Origin of the sequence: Streptomyces sp. 135 (assembly GCF_020026305.1) — a bacterium.
Lineage (GTDB): Bacteria > Actinomycetota > Actinomycetes > Streptomycetales > Streptomycetaceae > Streptomyces.
Window position 1 is genome coordinate 5,833,809 of the sequence record NZ_CP075691.1, and the last position, 16,886, is coordinate 5,850,694.

General features: G+C 70.0%; 18 protein-coding genes. 12 read left to right on the forward strand and 6 right to left on the reverse strand.

Annotated elements, in window-relative coordinates:
• Window positions 1-189: 189 nt before the first annotated feature.
• Window positions 190-882, reverse strand: coding sequence for a PepSY domain-containing protein (locus KKZ08_RS26485; RefSeq protein WP_223776810.1), 693 nt, complete (start codon window positions 880-882; stop codon window positions 190-192).
• Between the two features lie 150 nt (window positions 883-1,032).
• On the opposite strand from KKZ08_RS26485, the gene KKZ08_RS26490 reads away from it, so the two are divergent.
• On the forward strand, window positions 1,033-1,698 hold the full coding sequence (locus KKZ08_RS26490) for a response regulator transcription factor (RefSeq protein WP_223776811.1): 666 nt from the start codon (window positions 1,033-1,035) through the stop codon (window positions 1,696-1,698).
• Window positions 1,695-3,125, forward strand: coding sequence for a HAMP domain-containing sensor histidine kinase (locus tag KKZ08_RS26495; RefSeq protein ID WP_223776812.1), 1,431 nt, complete (start codon window positions 1,695-1,697; stop codon window positions 3,123-3,125). The genes KKZ08_RS26490 and KKZ08_RS26495 overlap by 4 nt, the downstream gene beginning before the upstream one ends.
• A gap of 31 nt (window positions 3,126-3,156) precedes the next feature.
• On the opposite strand, the gene KKZ08_RS26500 is transcribed toward KKZ08_RS26495, so the two are convergent.
• The 4 genes from KKZ08_RS26500 to KKZ08_RS26515 form a co-directional block, all read right to left on the reverse strand.
• On the reverse strand, window positions 3,157-3,633 hold the full coding sequence (locus KKZ08_RS26500; protein WP_223776813.1) for a MarR family transcriptional regulator: 477 nt from the start codon (window positions 3,631-3,633) through the stop codon (window positions 3,157-3,159).
• Window positions 3,634-3,752: 119 nt separating this feature from the next.
• Window positions 3,753-4,559 carry an AIM24 family protein gene (locus KKZ08_RS26505; RefSeq protein ID WP_223776814.1) on the reverse strand — a complete coding sequence of 269 codons (807 nt, stop codon included), beginning with the start codon at window positions 4,557-4,559 and terminating at the stop codon, window positions 3,753-3,755.
• On the reverse strand, window positions 4,556-5,206 hold the full coding sequence (locus KKZ08_RS26510) for an AIM24 family protein (RefSeq protein WP_223776815.1): 651 nt from the start codon (window positions 5,204-5,206) through the stop codon (window positions 4,556-4,558). Before KKZ08_RS26510 ends, KKZ08_RS26505 begins: the two co-directional genes overlap by 4 nt.
• Window position 5,207: 1 nt before the next feature.
• Window positions 5,208-5,846, reverse strand: a complete 639-nt coding sequence (locus tag KKZ08_RS26515) for an AIM24 family protein (RefSeq protein WP_223776816.1) — start codon at window positions 5,844-5,846, stop codon at window positions 5,208-5,210.
• A 171-nt stretch (window positions 5,847-6,017) separates the two neighbouring features.
• Between KKZ08_RS26515 and KKZ08_RS26520 the strand changes: the two genes are divergently transcribed.
• From KKZ08_RS26520 to KKZ08_RS26550, 7 genes are all read left to right on the forward strand, one after another.
• Window positions 6,018-6,362, forward strand: coding sequence for a DUF3817 domain-containing protein (locus KKZ08_RS26520; RefSeq protein WP_223776817.1), 345 nt, complete (start codon window positions 6,018-6,020; stop codon window positions 6,360-6,362).
• Window positions 6,359-6,652 (forward strand): MTH1187 family thiamine-binding protein, encoded by a 294-nt coding sequence (locus KKZ08_RS26525; protein ID WP_223776818.1) that lies wholly within the window; start codon window positions 6,359-6,361, stop codon window positions 6,650-6,652. The genes KKZ08_RS26520 and KKZ08_RS26525 overlap by 4 nt, the downstream gene beginning before the upstream one ends.
• A 151-nt stretch (window positions 6,653-6,803) precedes the next feature.
• The gene (locus KKZ08_RS26530; RefSeq protein ID WP_223776819.1) at window positions 6,804-7,514 is read left to right on the forward strand and encodes a hypothetical protein; all 711 of its coding nucleotides are present in this window, start codon (window positions 6,804-6,806) and stop codon (window positions 7,512-7,514) included.
• Window positions 7,511-8,191 (forward strand): DUF4166 domain-containing protein, encoded by a 681-nt coding sequence (locus KKZ08_RS26535; protein ID WP_223776820.1) that lies wholly within the window; start codon window positions 7,511-7,513, stop codon window positions 8,189-8,191. Before KKZ08_RS26530 ends, KKZ08_RS26535 begins: the two co-directional genes overlap by 4 nt.
• On the forward strand, window positions 8,188-8,835 hold the full coding sequence (locus KKZ08_RS26540; protein WP_223776821.1) for a TetR family transcriptional regulator: 648 nt from the start codon (window positions 8,188-8,190) through the stop codon (window positions 8,833-8,835). Before KKZ08_RS26535 ends, KKZ08_RS26540 begins: the two co-directional genes overlap by 4 nt.
• A 267-nt stretch (window positions 8,836-9,102) precedes the next feature.
• Window positions 9,103-10,914: a cellulose synthase catalytic subunit gene (locus KKZ08_RS26545; RefSeq protein ID WP_223776822.1), complete on the forward strand. Its 1,812-nt coding sequence runs from the start codon at window positions 9,103-9,105 to the stop codon at window positions 10,912-10,914.
• Window positions 10,915-10,926: 12 nt separating this feature from the next.
• On the forward strand, window positions 10,927-12,894 hold the full coding sequence (locus KKZ08_RS26550; RefSeq protein WP_223779199.1) for a kelch motif-containing protein: 1,968 nt from the start codon (window positions 10,927-10,929) through the stop codon (window positions 12,892-12,894).
• A gap of 29 nt (window positions 12,895-12,923) precedes the next feature.
• On the opposite strand, the gene KKZ08_RS26555 is transcribed toward KKZ08_RS26550, so the two are convergent.
• Entirely contained in the window at window positions 12,924-13,961 is a 1,038-nt protein-coding gene (locus KKZ08_RS26555; protein WP_223776823.1) for a glycoside hydrolase family 6 protein, read from the reverse strand.
• Window positions 13,962-14,161: 200 nt separating this feature from the next.
• Here KKZ08_RS26555 and KKZ08_RS26560 point away from each other — a divergent pair, with 200 nt between their 5' ends.
• From KKZ08_RS26560 to KKZ08_RS26570, 3 genes are all read left to right on the forward strand, one after another.
• Window positions 14,162-14,671, forward strand: a complete 510-nt coding sequence (locus KKZ08_RS26560) for a MarR family transcriptional regulator (protein ID WP_223776824.1) — start codon at window positions 14,162-14,164, stop codon at window positions 14,669-14,671.
• Window positions 14,672-14,768: 97 nt separating this feature from the next.
• Window positions 14,769-15,101, forward strand: a complete 333-nt coding sequence (locus KKZ08_RS26565; RefSeq protein ID WP_223776825.1) for a DUF3817 domain-containing protein — start codon at window positions 14,769-14,771, stop codon at window positions 15,099-15,101.
• Window positions 15,102-15,175: 74 nt separating this feature from the next.
• Window positions 15,176-16,876, forward strand: a complete 1,701-nt coding sequence (locus tag KKZ08_RS26570; protein WP_223776826.1) for a methylmalonyl-CoA mutase family protein — start codon at window positions 15,176-15,178, stop codon at window positions 16,874-16,876.
• Window positions 16,877-16,886 lie beyond the last annotated feature (10 nt).

Below are 16,886 nucleotides of genomic sequence, written 5' to 3' on the forward strand. Positions count from 1 at the left end.
GCCAGCGGTTGTCGGTCAGTGGCTGCCGGTCAACTCGGCTGCCAGCCAGCGGTTGCCTGCGTGCGGTTGCCGGGCGGTGGCTGCCGACCAGTGGCTGTGAGCCAGTGGCTGTCGGTCAACCCGGCTGCCGACCAGTGGCCGTTAGCCAGTGGTTGTCGGGCAAACCAGCTGCCGACCAGCGGCTGTCGGTCAGTCGTCGGAGGCGTCGTCCTGGTCGTCACGGTCGTCGTGGCTGTCCGCGCGGTCCGCGGTGACCTTGCCGGTCTTCAGGTCGACGTGCCACTCGGACTCGGCGCCCTTGGCGCCCGTCGTCTCCACGTCCCAGGCGCCCGCCGTGCCGTCGTCGTCCAGGTCCACGGAGGTCACCGTGCCCTTGGCGGCGGCGGTACGCGCCGCGTCCTCGGCGCTGGTGGACGCGCCCTTCAGGGCGGAGTTCACCCGCGCGGCGTCGGCGGCGTCGTCGCCGTCGTCATCCTTGTCCACCCACGTGCCGAGCACCTTGCCGGTGCCGGGGTCGACCTCGACCTCGTGCCAGGTGTTGCCCTTCAGGACGTCGACGCCCCAGACCAGGCCGCCGTCCTCCTCGTCGAGCTCCGCGGAGACGGCGGTGCCGGGGGTCTTCGCGAGGGCCGCCCTGATGGCGTCCGCGGCCGTCACCTTGGCGGCCTTGGCCTCCGCGGTGTTCTCGGCGGCGTCGTCGCGGTCGTCCTTGCCGTCGTCGTCACTCTTGTGGTCGTCGTCCTTGCGGTCGTGGTCCTTGAGCTGGACGCTCGACCGGTTCGCCGCGCCCTCGTCGTCGCCGGTGGTCGCGAGGGCGGTGGCGGTACCGCCGGTGATCAGGGCCGCGGCGGCGACGGTGGCGATGACGATGTTGCGCTTCATGAGGGGATCCTCCCGAGACGGTGGACGTGTGCGGCGGCCGGGGGGCCGCTGCCGTTCGCTTTCGACGAGGACCAATCTGGCCGAACGATCCTGAACCGAAGCTGAAGCCGCCTGAAGAAGTCTTCAGGTTCGCTCTGCCACCCTGAACGCATGCGTTTGTTGATCGTGGAGGACGAGAAGCGGCTGGCCCTGTCGCTCGCCAAGGGCCTGACCGCCGAGGGCTACGCCGTCGACGTCGTCCATGACGGCATCGACGGACTGCACCGGGCGAGCGAGGGCACGTACGACTTGATCGTCCTCGACATCATGCTGCCCGGCATGAACGGATACCGCATCTGCTCCACCCTGCGCGCCGCGGGCAACGAGGTGCCCATCCTGATGCTCACCGCCAAGGACGGCGAGTACGACGAGGCGGAGGGGCTGGACACCGGCGCCGACGACTACCTCACCAAGCCGTTCTCGTACGTGGTGCTCGTGGCCCGCGTGAAGGCGCTGCTGCGCCGCCGCGGCAACGGCGGCCCGTCGCCGCTCCACACGCTCGGCGACCTCAGGGTCGACACGGCCGCGCGCCGCGTCTTCCGCGGTACGGACGAAGTGGTCCTCACCACCAAGGAGTTCGCGGTTCTGGAGCAGCTGGTGCTGCGGGCCGGGGAGGTCGTCTCCAAGGGCGACATCCTGGAGCACGTCTGGGACTTCGCGTACGAGGGGGACCCGAACATCGTCGAGGTGTACGTGAGCACCCTGCGCCGCAAGCTGGGCGCGAGCCTCATCAAGACGGTGCGCGGCGCCGGCTACCGCCTGGAGGCCCCGCGATGAGCCGGCTCTTCGGCTCCGTGCGGGCCCGCGCCACGCTCGGCGCGAGCCTGGTCGTGGCCCTCGCCCTGGTGGCGGCGGGCGCCGCCGTGCTGTTCTCGCTGCGCGCCAACCTCACCGGCCAGGCGGACGGCCGGGCGAACGCCGCCGCCCGCGAGGTCGCCTCGCAACTCGTGGCCAACCGCCCGTACGGCGATCTCGACCTGCCGGACGGCGACGAGGCGCCGGTCCAAGTCGTCGACGAGAACGGCAAGTTGGTCGCGGCCAGCGAGGACCTGGAGCGGATCACCGGCACCGGGACCGACGCGGTCAAGCCCGGCCCCGCGGCCCTCCCGGCCGGCGGTGGGAGTCACGGGGAGAGGCCCGAGCCGGGCGAGACCGGCGAGATCGACGACGAGGTTGAGTACACCGACGGCTCCGCCACCGTCGACGGCGAGAGCGGCGACTACCGCTTCGCCGCCGTCGAGGTGAGCACGGAGGACAAGGGTGACCTCACCGTCTACGCCGGCGGCTCCCTGGCCGACGAACAGAGCGCGGTGTCCACGGCGCTGACGTCCATGCTGATCGGCTTCCCCCTGCTGCTCGGTGTCGTGGCGGGCGTCACCTGGCTGGTGACGCGCAGGGCGCTGCGCCCGGTGGCCGCCATCACCGCGGAGATGTCCGCGATCACGGCGTCGGAGGACCTCGCGCGCCGCGTGCCCGAGCCGGACACGCACGACGAGATCGCCCGGCTCGCCCGCACCACGAACGAGACGCTCACCGCCCTGGAGACCTCCGTGGAGCGGCAGCGGCGCTTCGTGGCGGACGCCTCGCACGAGTTGCGCAGCCCCATCGCCTCGCTGCGCACGCAGCTCGAAGTGGGCGCGGCGCACCCGGAGCTGCTGGACGTCGACGGCGCGGTCGAGGACACGGTGCGGCTCCAGGAGCTCGCCGCCGACCTGCTCCTGCTCGCCCGCCTCGACGCGGGCGAGAAGCCCGGCGGGGCGCGCGTGGATCTGGCGGCCTTCGTCCGGGAGGAGCTCTCGCAGCGCACCCGTGACCGTGTGGACGTGCACACGGATCTCAAGAGCGTCGAAGTGGCGGGTTCCCGCGGTCAGTTGGCACGGGTGCTCGGAAATCTGTTGAACAACGCGCAGCGGCACGCCCGCTCCCGCGTCACGGTCACCACGCGGACCGATGGCATGTGGGCGGTCCTCGAGGTGTCCGATGACGGGAGTGGCGTGCCCCCGGGCGAGCGGGAGCGGATCTTCGAGCGGTTCGTCCGTCTGGATGACGCGCGGACCCGCGACGAGGGCGGGGCCGGTCTCGGCCTCGCGATCGCGCGGGACGTGGCGGCGCGGCACGGCGGCACGCTCATGGTCGGTGAGGCGCCGTCGGGAGGTGCGCGCTTCGAGCTCCGGCTGCCCAGCCCTCAGTCGTCGGCGGATTGAGGGACGGCACGGCCGGTCGCCGCGGCGTGCGTCAGGGCTTGCCGCGCTGGGAGCGCAGATGTTCCGCGATCGGGGTCAGGGCCTTGTGCAGCTCGCCGAGCGCCTCGGGGGAGACGAGGTCGACGAAGTGCCGCCGCACGGAGGCGACGTGGTGCGGTGCCACCTTCTGCATGGTCTCCATGCCGTCCTCGGTGAGGACGGTGTAGAGGCCGCGCCGGTCGGACTCGCAGTTCTCCCGGCGTACCAGGCCCGCGTTCTCCATACGGGTGATCTGGTGGGAGAGGCGGCTCTTGGACTGAAGAGTGGCTGCGGCGAGGTCGCTCATGCGCATCCGCAGGTCTTCCGATTCGGAGAGATGCACGAGAATGTCGTAGTCGTTCATGGTCAGGTTGAACGGCTGAAGGTCCTTTTCGAGCTGATATGTCAGCATCCTGTTGACCTCCACGTGGGTGCGCCAAGCGCACTGTTCCTCGTCGGTCAGCCACTGCGGGGCCGTCTCGGTCTCCATGGAATCGATTCTACCTAAGAAGTTGAAAGGTGAACGAATGGTGGGATGTGACGCGCCTCGCATCCCCTGGTCATGGGGAGGGGCACAGGCGTTCGCCGTCACACTCCGCAGACTACCGCTCACAGCCCGAAGCGACGCTGGAGGTCCCCCAGTTGTCCGGGAAGGCGCGGTACCCCCGACGGCTGACCCGATTGAGTGGGAGCGCTCCTCCCTCCCGGCACCCCCTCCTGGTCCGGCACCCCTCCCGCCGCCTGCTCGGGCATGAGTGCCTCGGTGGACTGGAGCAGCACCGTGCCGGCGCCCACGAACTCGAACTGATGCTCCTCCCCGGAGGTCCCGCCGACGCCGGTCAGTGCCCGCACGCCCCCAATCACCCCTGTGAGGTAACCGTGGTCGTAGTGATGGCACGGTGAAGGGCAGTCGGCCCACCCCACGAGCGCCTGTGGATCAACGCGGATCGGCGGCTCCATGAACACCACGGGGCCGTTCGAAGCGGCCACGAACTTCCCGGTGCCGATCAGCGTCAGGAACCCCGGAACGATCGACTGCTTCAGCGCGAGAGTTGGCTGAAAAGCGAGGAGGTTGCCCGAGCGAATGGTCAGGTTGCCCTCATTCAAGTCATACGAATTCACGTCGAAGGCCCGGTCGGCGAGGAGCATCTTGCCCTGGCCGTCCGCCACGACCCAGTCACTTGCGTGCAACGGCGAATGAAAACTGGTCCGGACCAGCCGGTCGAGGCGGCCGTGCCCGATGCCGTTGAAGTCGATCCGCCCGTAGTAGGCGATCATCTTTCCCTTCTGGAGGAACCACTGGCTCCCCTTGAGCTCCACACAGAAGGTGTACGCGTTGACGTTGTCGTCGCTCGGCAGCGTCAGGGGGTCGAAGACCGCGGGCGCGCCCGCCGGGGTCGAGACGTTGGGGTTCACAGCTTCTCCTCCGAGGCCTGGACGTACACCGCGCCGCTGCCCGACAGCTCCAGCTGGAACGCCTCGCCGGAGCCGCGGCCCACCATGTCGCGCCAGCCGAGCGCCGTGGAGAGTCTGTTGCGCACGTCGCCGTGGTGCGCCACGTACGCCTGGGGGTCCACGTGGACCGGGCGCTGCGGGGTGATCGGGACCTCGATGACGCCGCCGTGCGCCATGACGGCGACCGCGCCGTGCCCCTTGAGGGTCGTGGTGAACAGGCCCTGACCGGTGACCTGGCCGCGCACCATGCCCATGACGCCGCCCTGGGAGCCCATGAACATCGTGCCCTGCTGGAGCGTGCCGTCGAAGGCCAGCAGGCGGTCCGCCTCCACGTACAGCGTGTCTCCGGAGAGGCCGATCACCTGGATGTGGTGGCCGCCGTGCCCGAACAGGACCGTCCCGCTGCCTTCGACGGTCATCAGAGGCGTCGCCTCGCCCGCGACCCGGCGCCCGATCATGGAGGCGAGGCCGCCCTGCCCGCCCTGGACGTTGGGCGTGAACGAGACGTCTCCCTGGTAGGCGAGCATGGCGCCGCGCTGACTGAAGATCTTGGCGCCCGGCTGGACCGTCGCCTCGACCATCTTCGCGTTGATCTCCCGGAAGGGCATGTCAGACGTCCCCCGCGATCGTCGTGCGCTCACTGGGCTGTACGTAGACGAGGCCGTCGCCCTCGAAGCGGATCTGGAAGGCCTCGCCGCCGCCCTCGCCCATGAAGGTGCGGAAGGTGACGCCGGACTGGAAGCTCTGGCGGACGTCCCCTTGGTGCGCGATGTACGCCCCCGGGTCGACCGTCAGCGGATACTCCCGGGAGACGCGCAGCACCACGGCCGGCCCGTCGGAGACGATGGCCGCCTGGCCCGTGCCCTCGACGGTGGTCGTGAAGAGGCCATTGCCCTGCGTCGCCCCGCGCAGCCCCGTGAAGCTGGTGCCGGTGCGCAGGCCGGCATCCGCGCACAGCAGATTACTGGCCTCCACGTACAGCTTCTCGCCGCTCAGCCGCACCAGATTGATCTCGGTGGCGCGGTCGGCGAACCAGCAGGTGCCGTGCCCCTTCACCTCCATCACCGTCATCTGCTCGCCGGTGACGCGGCGGGTCACCATGCCGCGTATGCCCTCACCGCCGCCGGACATCTTCTTGAAGGCCATCTGGCCGTCGTAGGCGACCATCGAGCCGTTCTTCGCCTTCACGGCGTCGCCGGTCATGTCGACGGCGAGCACTCTGCTCCCTTGGAGCCGGAACGTAGCCACGAATCGACGGTAGCCGCCGCGTACCCACCCAGAACAGGGTGAAGGCCCCTGAGCGAACCCGGAGAGCACCCCGATGTCACAATGGGGGTCGCTTGTGCGCGCGTTCACAAGATCGGCGCCGCCGAGCGTGCGCCCCTTTTCCCGCCCCGCCCCACTCACCGAAGGTGACCCGTGGACATCAAGACCGCTTCCGCACTCCGCCGCCTCCGCCTGGTCTCGGCCCCCGAGGCCGTCTCCTTCCTGCTGCTGCTCGTCTGCTCGGTGCTCAAGCGGACCACGGAGTTCAACGCCGTGCCGGCGATGGGCATGATCCACGGCGTGCTCTTCGTCCTGTACGTGCTCTTCTGGCTGGATGCCTGGAACCGCACGAAGTGGGACGTCAAGACCGGTGCTCTGTACTTCATCCTCTCCGTCCTGCCGACCGGCGGCTTCTTCGCCGAGCGCAAGCTGAAGCGGGAGGCCGAGGCCGCGGTGATCGCCTCGCGCGCCCGCAAGGAAGGGATCGTCAACGCATGATCGTCGCCTTCTCCGTGACCCCGCTCGGCGTCGGTGAGGACGTCGGCGAGTACGTGGCCGACGCCGTCCGGGTCGTCCGCGAGTCGGGGCTGCCGAACACGACCGACGCGATGTTCACGTCCGTCGAGGGCGAGTGGGACGAGGTGATGGACGTCATCAAGCGTGCCGTCGCCGTGGTGGAGGCGCGGGCGCCGCGCGTCTCGGTCGTCATGAAGGCCGACATCCGCCCCGGCGTGACGGACGGCCTCACCTCCAAGGTCGAGACGGTGGAGCGCCACCTCTCCGCATAGCCGCCGCGCACACAGGTAAGCCCCCGCCTCCCGGCGGGGGCTTTTTCTGTCGCATAAAGACGATCCGGACCGCGACTTGAGCGACTGCTCAACCACCCGCTATCTTCCTCTTGAGCACTCGCTCAAGAACAAGCTGACGTGGGGGTTTCGGATGAGCTTGTACATAGAGACACGGATACGCGCCGACCTCGACGACCTCTGGGCCCGCACCCAGGAACCCGGTCAGCACCAGCGCTGGGACCTGCGCTTCACCGAGATCACCTACCTGCCGTGCGCGGAGGGCGAGCCGCAGCACTTCCGGTACGCCACGCGCGTGCTGCCCTTTGTGACCATCGCCGGCACCGGGATCAGCGCGGGGGAGAAGCGGCGCTCGGACGGCACCCGCACCTCCGCCCTGCGCTTCGCGTCCCCGCACCCGCTCTCCCTCCTCGAAGAAGGCAGCGGCTACTGGCGCTACGTGCCCGAGCCGGACGGCGACGGCGTCCGCTTCCTCACCGGATACGACTACCGCCCGCGCTGGGGCCGCCTCGGCGCCCTCGCGGACCGCGCGGTCCTCCGCCCGCTGATGGGCTGGGCGACGGCCTGGTCCTTCGACCGCCTCAGGCTCTGGCTGGAGCGGGGCATCACCCCCGAACGCGCCCTCGTCCACGCCGCCGCCGAGGTCGCCCTGCGCGCACTGCTCGTCGCGGCGGCGGTCGTCCTCGCCCCCATGACGGCCCTCGCGGCAGCGGCGCTCGCGGTGATCCTGCCGCCGCTCCCCATCACCCCCGCCGCCCGCCGCTGTCTGCGCACCCCGCCGGCACGCGCGCGTGCCCCACGCGTCCTGTCCACCCTCGCCACCGCCAAGGAGCCGCGCTCATGACGTCGATCTTCGAAACCGTGATGGGCGCCGACTTCGAACGCCTGCACCCGCAGCTGCGCCGCCGCTTCTCCGTGGGCCTCGCGAGCGGCGAGGCCTGTACGGGCAGGGGCGTGATGGACCGCATCTGGCACGGCAGGGGCTTCGTGAAGCCGTTCCTCGCGGTCGGCGGCACCCGCAACATCCTCGTCCCGCGCCAGGGCCGCGCCGTCCCCTTCGTCATCGAGAACGTGCCATACGTCGACACGTACGGCCGTGAGACGGTGACCTTCGTGCGCACCTTCGACCTGCCCGGCGGGCCCCGCCGCTTCGACGCCCAGATGGTCCTGAGCCCCAAGGGGGACCGCGTGCTCGACTACCTCGGCACGCACCAGCACCTCGCCAGCGACCTCCACTTCCGGGCCGAGCCGGACGGCTCGCTCGTGATCCGCTCCGGAGAGCACCGGTTCCGGGAGGGCCCCGTGGACTGCCGGGTGCCCGCCCTGATCGGGGGTGACGCCGAGGTGCGCGAGTCGTACGACGACGAGAGCGGGCGCTTCCGCATCCAGGTCCGTGTCGTCAACCGGCGCTTCGGGCCGCTCTTCGGATACGAGGGGTCGTTCGAGGCGACGTACACCGACGTCCGTACGTGCGGGGTGCGGCCCGGCCTGCGGCCCGTCCGCGAGGAGGCGCGCGCGTGAGTGCCGCCAAGGATCCCGCGAAGGGGCAGGAGACCCGCGAGAAGCTGCTCGACGGGGCGTTGCGCACGCTCACGGAGCAGGGCATCGCCAAGACGTCCGCGCGGACCATCGCGGCGGCCGCCGGGGTCAATCAAGCGCTGGTCTTCTACCACTTCGGCTCGGTCGACGAACTCCTCTCGGCGGCCTGCCGCCATGGCACCGAGCAGCGGGTGGCCCGCTACCGGGACCGGCTGGCGTCGATCGGTTCCCTTTCGGAACTGCTCTCCTTCGGGCGTGAGATGCACGAGGAGGAGCGGGCGGCGGGGCATGTCGCGGTCCTCGGGCAGTTGCTGGCCGGCGCGCAGACGCAGCCTCGGCTCGCGGCGGCGACGGCGGCGGGGCTCGCGCTGTGGATCGAGGAGATCGAGAAGGTCCTGACGCGGGTGCTCGGGGCGTCGCCGCTCGGGGAGTTCACGGATCCGGTGGGGTTGGCGCGGGCGGTGGCGGCGTCGTTCGTGGGCATGGAGCTGTACGAGGGGGTGGACTCGGCGGGTACGGAGCGGGCGCTGGTGGCGCTGGAGCGGCTGTCCCTCTTGGTGACCGCGGTCGAGGACCTGGGGCCCCTGGCCCAGCGCGCGGTCCGCCACCGCCTGCGGCGCCTCTGACCGCCGGCCGCCCGGCGGTGTCCCCTGGGCGGGTGGGCGGTCCGGCGGTGGGGGTGCCCATTGCTCGGCTTCGGGACGGCAGGGTAGGCGGGTGGGTGCCCGTTGACGGAGTCACCAGCAGACCCCCCGCCCCACCGCAACCCCACCAAACCCCCCCACCCCAAAACCGCCCGCACGGACGCACCCGGTTCGACACGTCACGGAATCTCCACTTTGGTGGGGGTATCGGCTCGTTCGATCACCAGTCACCAGAACCTGGAGGGCGCTGTGCGGCAGCCGGAGGGTTACGACTACGACACCCACAGCACGCTCGCCGGCCCGCTCACCGAGCCGCGCAGCGGCGAGGACGGCGGCGGCAACGGCGGCGGCTATCGGGTCCAGTACCGCAAGCTTCTCTCCTCGGAGCCCCATCGAATACGGGCCGTGTTCCTGATGACGCTGGCCCCCGTGCTCACGGGCCTCCTGTTCGTCTACCTCGTATGGCCCACCCACTGGACCGAACGCGAGGGCGGCGAACGCTGGCTGATCGGCCTCGACGTCACGATGCTCGTGGCGATCGGCCTGATCGAGCTCTTCATGCTCGTCAACGTCATATCCATCGCCCACGCCACGCTGGTCGCGAGGGACCCGATCCCGGTGACACCGGAGGAAGGCACCCGCGTGGCCTTCCTCACCACGTACGTGCCGGGCAAGGAGCCCCTCTCCATGGTCCGGGCCACGCTCGAAGGCGCGGTGCGGATACACCACGCGGGCCCCCTGGACGTATGGCTCCTGGACGAGGGGAACGACCCCGACGCGAAGGCCCTCTGCGAAGAGCTGGGCGTGCGCCACTTCACGCGCCTCGGCATACCGGAGTGGAACCGCGAGAAGGGCCCGCACAAGGCCCGCACCAAGCACGGCAACTACAACGCCTGGCTGGCGATGCACCACGCGGAGTACGACTTCTTCGCGTCCGTCGACACGGACCACATCCCGCTCCCCAACTTCCTGGAGCGGATGATGGGCTACTTCCGTGACCCGGACGTCGCGTTCGTCGTCGGACCGCAGGTGTACGGCAACTACGAGACGCCGGTCACCAAGGCCGCGGAGTCCCAGCAGTTCCTCTTCCACGCGCTCATCCAGCGCGCGGGCAACCGCTACCGGGCGCCCATGTTCGTCGGCACCAACAACGTCGTACGCATCAGCGCGCTCACCCAGGTGGGCGGCCTGTACGACTCGATCACCGAGGACATGGCGACCGGCTTCGAACTGCACCGCCGCCGCAACCCGGCCACCCACAACCACTGGCGCTCGGTCTACACCCCCGACGTCCTGGCGGTCGGCGAGGGCCCGGCCTCGTGGACGGACTTCTTCACCCAGCAGATGCGGTGGTCGCGCGGCACGTACGAGACGCTGTTCAAGCAGTTCTGGAAGGCGCCGTTCACGATGCCTCCCGGGCGCCTCTTCTCGTACACGCTGATGCTCGTGTACTACCCGATGACGGCCGTCAACTGGCTGCTCGGCATCCTCAGCTGCATCCTCTTCCTGTGGTTCGGCGCGTCCGGCACCCAGGTGGCGGCCTCGGTGTGGCTGATGCTCTACAGCGACGCGGCGGCCCTCCAGATCGGCCTCTACCTATGGAACCGCCGCCACAACGTCTCCCCGCACGAGCCGGCGGGGTCGGGCGGCCTCGCCGGCATGGCGATGTCGGCGCTCTCCGCCCCCATCTACGCCAAGTCCCTCGGCGCGGCCGTCATGCGCCGCCCGTGCCGCTTCGTGGTCACACCGAAGGGCAACGACGCCAGCCCGGACCGGCTGCTGACCTTCCGCATCCACCTCTTCTGGGCGGTGCTGCTCGCCACCTCGCTGGTCGTCTCCGTCGTACTCGGCCACACGCATGCGGCGATGCGCACCTGGGCGGTCCTCGCGATGGCCATCTCGCTGGCCCCGGTCGCGGTGTGGACGTTCACCGTCGCCAAGGAGCGCAGGCAGGCCAGGCAGGAGCGGGAGGCGCGCCGGGAGGCCGGACATCCGGTCCCGGAGGCGGAGGGCGAGCCTGAGCCGGCGTTCGCCACCGGCACGACGACAGGAGGGAACTGACACATGGCACCCATGGCCTACCGGCCCTCTAGGCGTACGAGGAAGACGTTCATCGGAGTCGGCGCGGGCGCGCTGCTCGTGGGGCTGAACGCCCCCGCCGCGCTCTCCTTCGCCGAGGAGCAGTACCACGAGTACAAGATCTCCCGGCCCGGCTACAAGGCGAAGTACGGCTCCTGGAAGATGGTCGACATCCCCAAGGAGTTCCGAACCAACGCCATCCACGCCGCGCTCCTGCACACCGGCAAGGTGCTGATCGTGGCGGGTTCGGGCAACGAGCAGAAGAAATTCGACGCGGGTTCGTTCGACACGGTCCTGTGGGATCCGAAGAACAACACCTTCAAGAAGATCGCCACGCCCGAGGACTTCTTCTGCTCCGGCCACGCTCAGCTCCCCGACGGCCGCCTGCTGGTGGCCGGTGGCACCGCGCGCTACGAACTGCTCGACGGCGAGGTGGAGCGGGCCGGCGGCGGCATGCGGGTGAAGAACGAGAACCCGGACAAGGCGGTGTTCCTGAAGAAGGGCACCAAGTTCCGCTCGCCGTCCGGCATCGAGTACGTCAGCAAGTTCGACGTCCAGGTGCCGAAGGCCCAGCGGGACTTCAAGATCTCGTACTCCAAGACCGGTGAGATGGAGCCCTGGAAGACGCAGATCAAGGCGAGCGAGGCGCGCGTCTTCGTCGAGGCGCTCGAACCGGGCGAGCAGTCGGTCAACGAGACGACGGCGCAGTACGAGATCGAGGGCCTGACCGGCGACGAGGCCGACAACACGTACGGCATCGCCGAGAAGATCGACATGGAGAAGCAGGATTTCCAGGGGATCAGGGCGGCGTACGAATTCGACCCCAGGGCCGAGAGGTACGTGCCGGTCCAGCCGATGAAGAAGGCCCGCTGGTACCCGACGCTGGTCGGCCTGGAGGACGGCAAGGTGCTCGCGGTCTCGGGCCTCGACGACGTGGGCGTGATCGACCCGGGCGACAACGAGATCTACGACCCGAAGACGAAGAAGTGGACGGACGGCCCGAAGCGGTACTTCCCCACCTACCCCGCGCTCTTCCTCACCAAGGGCGGCAAGCTCTTCTACCCCGCGTCCAACGCGGGCTACGGGCCCGCCGACAAGGGGCGCGAGCCGGGTCTGTGGGACCTGGAGACGAACAAGTTCGAGAAGGTCCCCGGGCTGACCGACATGGACCAGACGGAGACGTCGGCGTCTGTGCTGCTGCCGCCCGCGCAGGACCAGAAGGTGATGATCCTCGGCGGCGGGGGAGTGGGCGAGTCCGACAAGGCGACGCGCCGCACGGCCGTGATCGACCTCAAGGAGGAGAACCCGTCCTTCAAGACCGGACCCCAACTGCCCGAGGGAACCCGCTACTTGAACAGCGTGCTCATGCCGGACGACTCGGTGTTCACCTCGAACGGCTCCTCCGACTACCGGGGCCGCAGCGCCAGCAACATCCTCAAGGCGCAGTTCTACGACCCCAAGCAGAACGTCTTCCGTGAGGCGGCGGCACCCAAGGTGGGCCGCAACTACCACTCCGAGGCGCTGCTCCTGCCCGACGGCCGCGTCGTCACCTTCGGCTCGGACCCCCTCTTCGACAACCAGCAGAACACCAAGCTCGGCCACTTCGAGCAGCGCATGGAGATCTTCACGCCGCCGGCGCTGCACAGGGGCGGCAAGAACCGGCCGGTGCTCGGCGAGGGCCCGGAGCAGCTGGCGGCGGACGGCCGCGCGACGTTCGCCGCCGACCGTCCAGGTGACATCGTCTCGGCCCGCCTGATGCGGCCGAGCGCGGTGACGCACACGACGGACGTCGAGCAGCGCTCGATCGCGCTGGGGGTCACCAAGGGCAAGGGGTCGGTGACGGTGGACGTCCCGGTGCGCGACGCGGCGCTGGTCCCGCCGGGCTGGTACATGCTGTTCGTCACCGACAAGGACGGCACGTCGTCGGAGGCGAAGTGGATCCACGTGGGCCGGGAGGGCTGACGGGCGCGAAGGCCCCGGGGGAAGGCGGCTCACGCCTCCTTGGCGTTGCGCGCGAGCCCCAGCGCGTAGTCCGGCCACCACTGCCCCGCCGCCGGGCCACCCCGGCACGGGCCGTCCGAGTCGCCCGGCCGCTTGATCCACAGGACGGCGTCGAGCAGCGGGTCGCCCGTGCGGTCGGTGGGCGGTGTGCCGAGGCCGCGGCCGGGCGGGTTGCACCAGGCGTCCTCCCGGTCGCCGGCCAGCGGGCCCCTGCCGTTGCGGCTGGTGTCCATGACGAAGTGCTTGCCGCCGACCGTCGCCGACAGGGTGCGTCCGTACTCCTTGGTGACCTCGTCGCTCTGGAAGTTGGAGACGTTCAGCGAGAAGCCGTCGGCCCGCGCGATCCCCGCCTTGATGAGCGGCTCGGAGAGTTTGTGCGCGTCGGTGATCCAGCCGGGGTTCCCGGCGTCGAGGTACACCTTCACCTTCGGCTGGCGCTTGAACCGCTCGATCGCCTCGGAGAGCAGCTGGTAGCGGTCGGCGTGGTACTCGGCGGGGGTGCAGCCGTCCACGATGTGCGGGATCGCGTCGGGTTCGAGGACGACCACGGCGGGGGCGCCGCCGATCGCCCCGGCGAAGGCGTCCACCCACTCCCGGTAGAAGGCGGAGCTGTGGGCGCCGCCCGCCGAGTGCTGGCCGCAGTCGCGGTGCGGGATGTTGTACGCGACGAGCACCACCGTACGGCCGTCCTCGGTCGCGCCTTCGGTGGCCGCCCTGACGTCGGGCGCCGGGTCGTCGCCGGCGGGCCACACCGCCAGCGGCTGCTCGGAGATCCGCTTGAGGGCCTCGGCGTCCTGGGCACGGCCCTGCCGCTCCCACTTCTCGACCTGGCGGGCGGCGGGGCTGTCGGGGTCGACCCAGAACGCGCTCGGGGCCTTCGCGGCGTCGGTCGAGGACCCGGCGGCGACGTCGGCGGCCGGTGACCTGGCGGGGTCGGCCGTGGAACCGGATCCCGAGGAGCAGCCCGCCGTGAGCCCGATGGCGGTGAGAGCCGTGAGTGCCGTGAACGTGCGGAGCAGCCGGTACATCCAGACCCCTTGGGCGACGGTGACGGTCAGTCAGCCCGGCAATCGTTGCATATGGGGCTAATCATCCCCTTGTGCGACACCGGCTCCGCCCGCAGCCCATATCGGGCGGTCAGCGGGTCGGCCCAGGGCTTCGAAGGAACGTACGCCCGAATTGCGAGACGGTGCTGACCAGCATGTGACCGGCGGGTAAGGTCTTTGGCGTGCCGAAGCCGCTCAGCCTTCCCTTCGATCCGATCGCCCGCGCCGACGAGCTCTGGAAGCAGCGCTGGGGATCGGTCCCGGCCATGGGCGCGATCACCTCGATCATGCGCGCGCACCAGATCCTGCTCGCCGAGGTCGACGCGGTCGTCAAGCCGTACGGACTGACCTTCGCGCGCTACGAGGCGCTGGTGCTGCTCACCTTCTCGCAGGCCGGCGAGCTGCCGATGTCGAAGATCGGTGAGCGGCTCATGGTGCACCCCACCTCCGTGACCAACACCGTCGACCGGCTCGTGAAGTCCGGCCTCGTCGACAAGCGCCCGAACCCCAACGACGGCCGCGGCACCCTCGCCTCCATCACCGACAAGGGCCGCGAGGTCGTCGAGGCCGCCACGCGCGAGCTGATGGCGATGGACTTCGGGCTCGGGGTGTACGACGCCGAGGAGTGCGCGGAGATCTTCGCCATGCTGCGGCCGCTGCGGATCGCCGCGCGGGACTTCGAGGAGAAGTAGCGCGGCCTCGCGGGTCCCGGCCAGGAGCAGAGCCGTCCGTTCCGCTCGCGACGGGGGCGGCGAAGATCGCGCGAGACGGGCCGTTACGCTCGTACGCATGAAGCGAAGCGTGCTGACCCGCTACCGGGTGATGGCCTATGTCACCGCCGTGATGCTGCTCGTGCTGTGCGCGTGCATGATCTTCAAGTACGGCTTCGACAAGGGCGAGGGTCTGACGCTCGTCGTGTCGCAGGTCCACGGCGTGCTCTACATCATCTACCTGATCTTCGCCTTCGACCTGGGTTCCAAGGCGAAGTGGCCGTTCGGCAAGCTCCTGTGGGTGCTGGTCTCCGGCACCATCCCGACCGCCGCCTTCTTCGTGGAGCGCAAGGTCGCCCGGGACGTCGAGCCGCTGATCACCGACGGCTCCCCGGTCACCGCGGAGGCGTAACAGCTGCCGCCGTACGGATTCGTACGGCGGTTGCCCATCGACTTTTACTAGGACGTCCTAGTAAATTCGGGGGTATGGACGCTGACGCGATCGAGGAAGGCCGCCGACGCTGGCAGGCCCGTTACGACAAGGCCCGCAAGCGTGACGCGGACTTCACCACGCTCTCGGGCGACCCGGTCGACCCCGTCTACGGGCCGCGCCCCGGCGACACGTACAACGGGTTCGAGCGGATCGGCTGGCCCGGGGAGTACCCCTTCACGCGCGGGCTCCACGCCACCGGGTACCGCGGCCGGACCTGGACCATCCGCCAGTTCGCGGGCTTCGGCAACGCCGAGCAGACGAACGAGCGCTACAAGATGATCCTGGCCAACGGCGGCGGCGGGCTCTCCGTCGCCTTCGACATGCCGACCCTCATGGGCCGCGACTCCGACGACCCCCGCTCCCTCGGCGAGGTCGGGCACTGCGGCGTCGCCATCGACTCCGCCGCCGACATGGAGGTCCTCTTCAAGGACATCCCCCTCGGCGACGTGACGACGTCGATGACGATCAGCGGGCCCGCCGTGCCCGTCTTCTGCATGTACCTCGTCGCCGCCGAGCGCCAGGGGGTCGACCCGGGCATCCTCAACGGCACGCTCCAGACCGACATCTTCAAGGAGTACATCGCGCAGAAGGAGTGGCTCTTCCAGCCCGAGCCCCACCTGCGTCTCATCGGCGACCTGATGGAGCACTGCGCGCGCGACATCCCCGCCTACAAGCCGCTCTCCGTCTCCGGCTACCACATCCGCGAGGCCGGGGCGACGGCCGCGCAGGAGCTGGCGTACACCCTCGCGGACGGCTTCGGGTACGTGGAGCTGGGGCTCAGCCGCGGCCTGGACGTCGACGTCTTCGCGCCCGGCCTCTCCTTCTTCTTCGACGCCCATGTCGACTTCTTCGAGGAGATCGCCAAGTTCCGGGCCGCCCGCCGCATCTGGGCCCGCTGGCTGCGCGACGAGTACGGCGCGAAGACCGACAAGGCCCAGTGGCTGCGCTTCCACACCCAGACCGCCGGTGTCTCCCTCACCGCCCAGCAGCCGTACAACAACGTGGTACGCACCGCCGTGGAGGCCCTCGCGGCGGTGCTCGGCGGCACGAACTCCCTGCACACCAACGCCCTCGACGAGACCCTCGCCCTGCCGAGCGAGCAGGCCGCCGAGATCGCGCTGCGCACCCAGCAGGTGCTGATGGAGGAGACCGGCGTCGCCAACGTCGCGGACCCGCTCGGCGGCTCCTGGTACGTCGAGCAGCTCACCGACCGCATCGAGGCCGACGCCGAGAAGATCTTCGAGCAGATCAGGGAGCGGGGGCGGCGGGCACGCCCCGACGGGCAGCACCCGATCGGTCCGATCACCTCGGGCATCCTGCGCGGCATCGAGGACGGCTGGTTCACCGGCGAGATCGCCGAGTCCGCCTTCCAGTACCAGCGCTCCGTCGAGAAGGGCGACAAGCGCGTCGTCGGCGTGAACTGCCTGGAGGGTTCCGTCACCGGTGACCTGGAGATCCTGCGGGTCAGCCATGAGGTCGAGCGGGAGCAGGTGCGGGAGCTCGCGGAGCGCAAGGCGGGGCGTGACGACGCGCGGGTGCGGGGCTCTCTCGACGCCATGCTGGCGGCGGCGCGGGACGGGTCGAACATGATCGGCCCCATGCTGGAGGCGGTGCGGGCGGAGGCGACGCTCGGGGAGATCTGCGGGGTCCTCCGGGACGAGTGGGGGATCTATACGGAGCCGCCGGGGTTCTAGGCGCGGGGTT

What these genes read in the sequence shown, in the direction of transcription:
- KKZ08_RS26500 (WP_223776813.1), bottom strand. Translation starts at nt 3,633, where the DNA reads ATGGAGACCGAGACGGCCCCGCAGTGGCTGACCGACGAGGAACAGTGC.
- KKZ08_RS26525 (WP_223776818.1), top strand. Translation starts at nt 6,359, where the DNA reads ATGATCGTCGCCTTCTCCGTGACCCCGCTCGGCGTCGGTGAGGACGTC.
- KKZ08_RS26495 (WP_223776812.1), top strand. Translation starts at nt 1,695, where the DNA reads ATGAGCCGGCTCTTCGGCTCCGTGCGGGCCCGCGCCACGCTCGGCGCG.
- KKZ08_RS26570 (WP_223776826.1), top strand. Translation starts at nt 15,176, where the DNA reads ATGGACGCTGACGCGATCGAGGAAGGCCGCCGACGCTGGCAGGCCCGT.
- KKZ08_RS26490 (WP_223776811.1), top strand. Translation starts at nt 1,033, where the DNA reads ATGCGTTTGTTGATCGTGGAGGACGAGAAGCGGCTGGCCCTGTCGCTC.
- KKZ08_RS26550 (WP_223779199.1), top strand. Translation starts at nt 10,927, where the DNA reads ATGGCCTACCGGCCCTCTAGGCGTACGAGGAAGACGTTCATCGGAGTC.
- KKZ08_RS26510 (WP_223776815.1), bottom strand. Translation starts at nt 5,206, where the DNA reads ATGCCCTTCCGGGAGATCAACGCGAAGATGGTCGAGGCGACGGTCCAG.
- KKZ08_RS26530 (WP_223776819.1), top strand. Translation starts at nt 6,804, where the DNA reads ATGAGCTTGTACATAGAGACACGGATACGCGCCGACCTCGACGACCTC.
- KKZ08_RS26535 (WP_223776820.1), top strand. Translation starts at nt 7,511, where the DNA reads ATGACGTCGATCTTCGAAACCGTGATGGGCGCCGACTTCGAACGCCTG.
- KKZ08_RS26485 (WP_223776810.1), bottom strand. Translation starts at nt 882, where the DNA reads ATGAAGCGCAACATCGTCATCGCCACCGTCGCCGCCGCGGCCCTGATC.
- KKZ08_RS26565 (WP_223776825.1), top strand. Translation starts at nt 14,769, where the DNA reads ATGAAGCGAAGCGTGCTGACCCGCTACCGGGTGATGGCCTATGTCACC.
- KKZ08_RS26555 (WP_223776823.1), bottom strand. Translation starts at nt 13,961, where the DNA reads ATGTACCGGCTGCTCCGCACGTTCACGGCACTCACGGCTCTCACCGCC.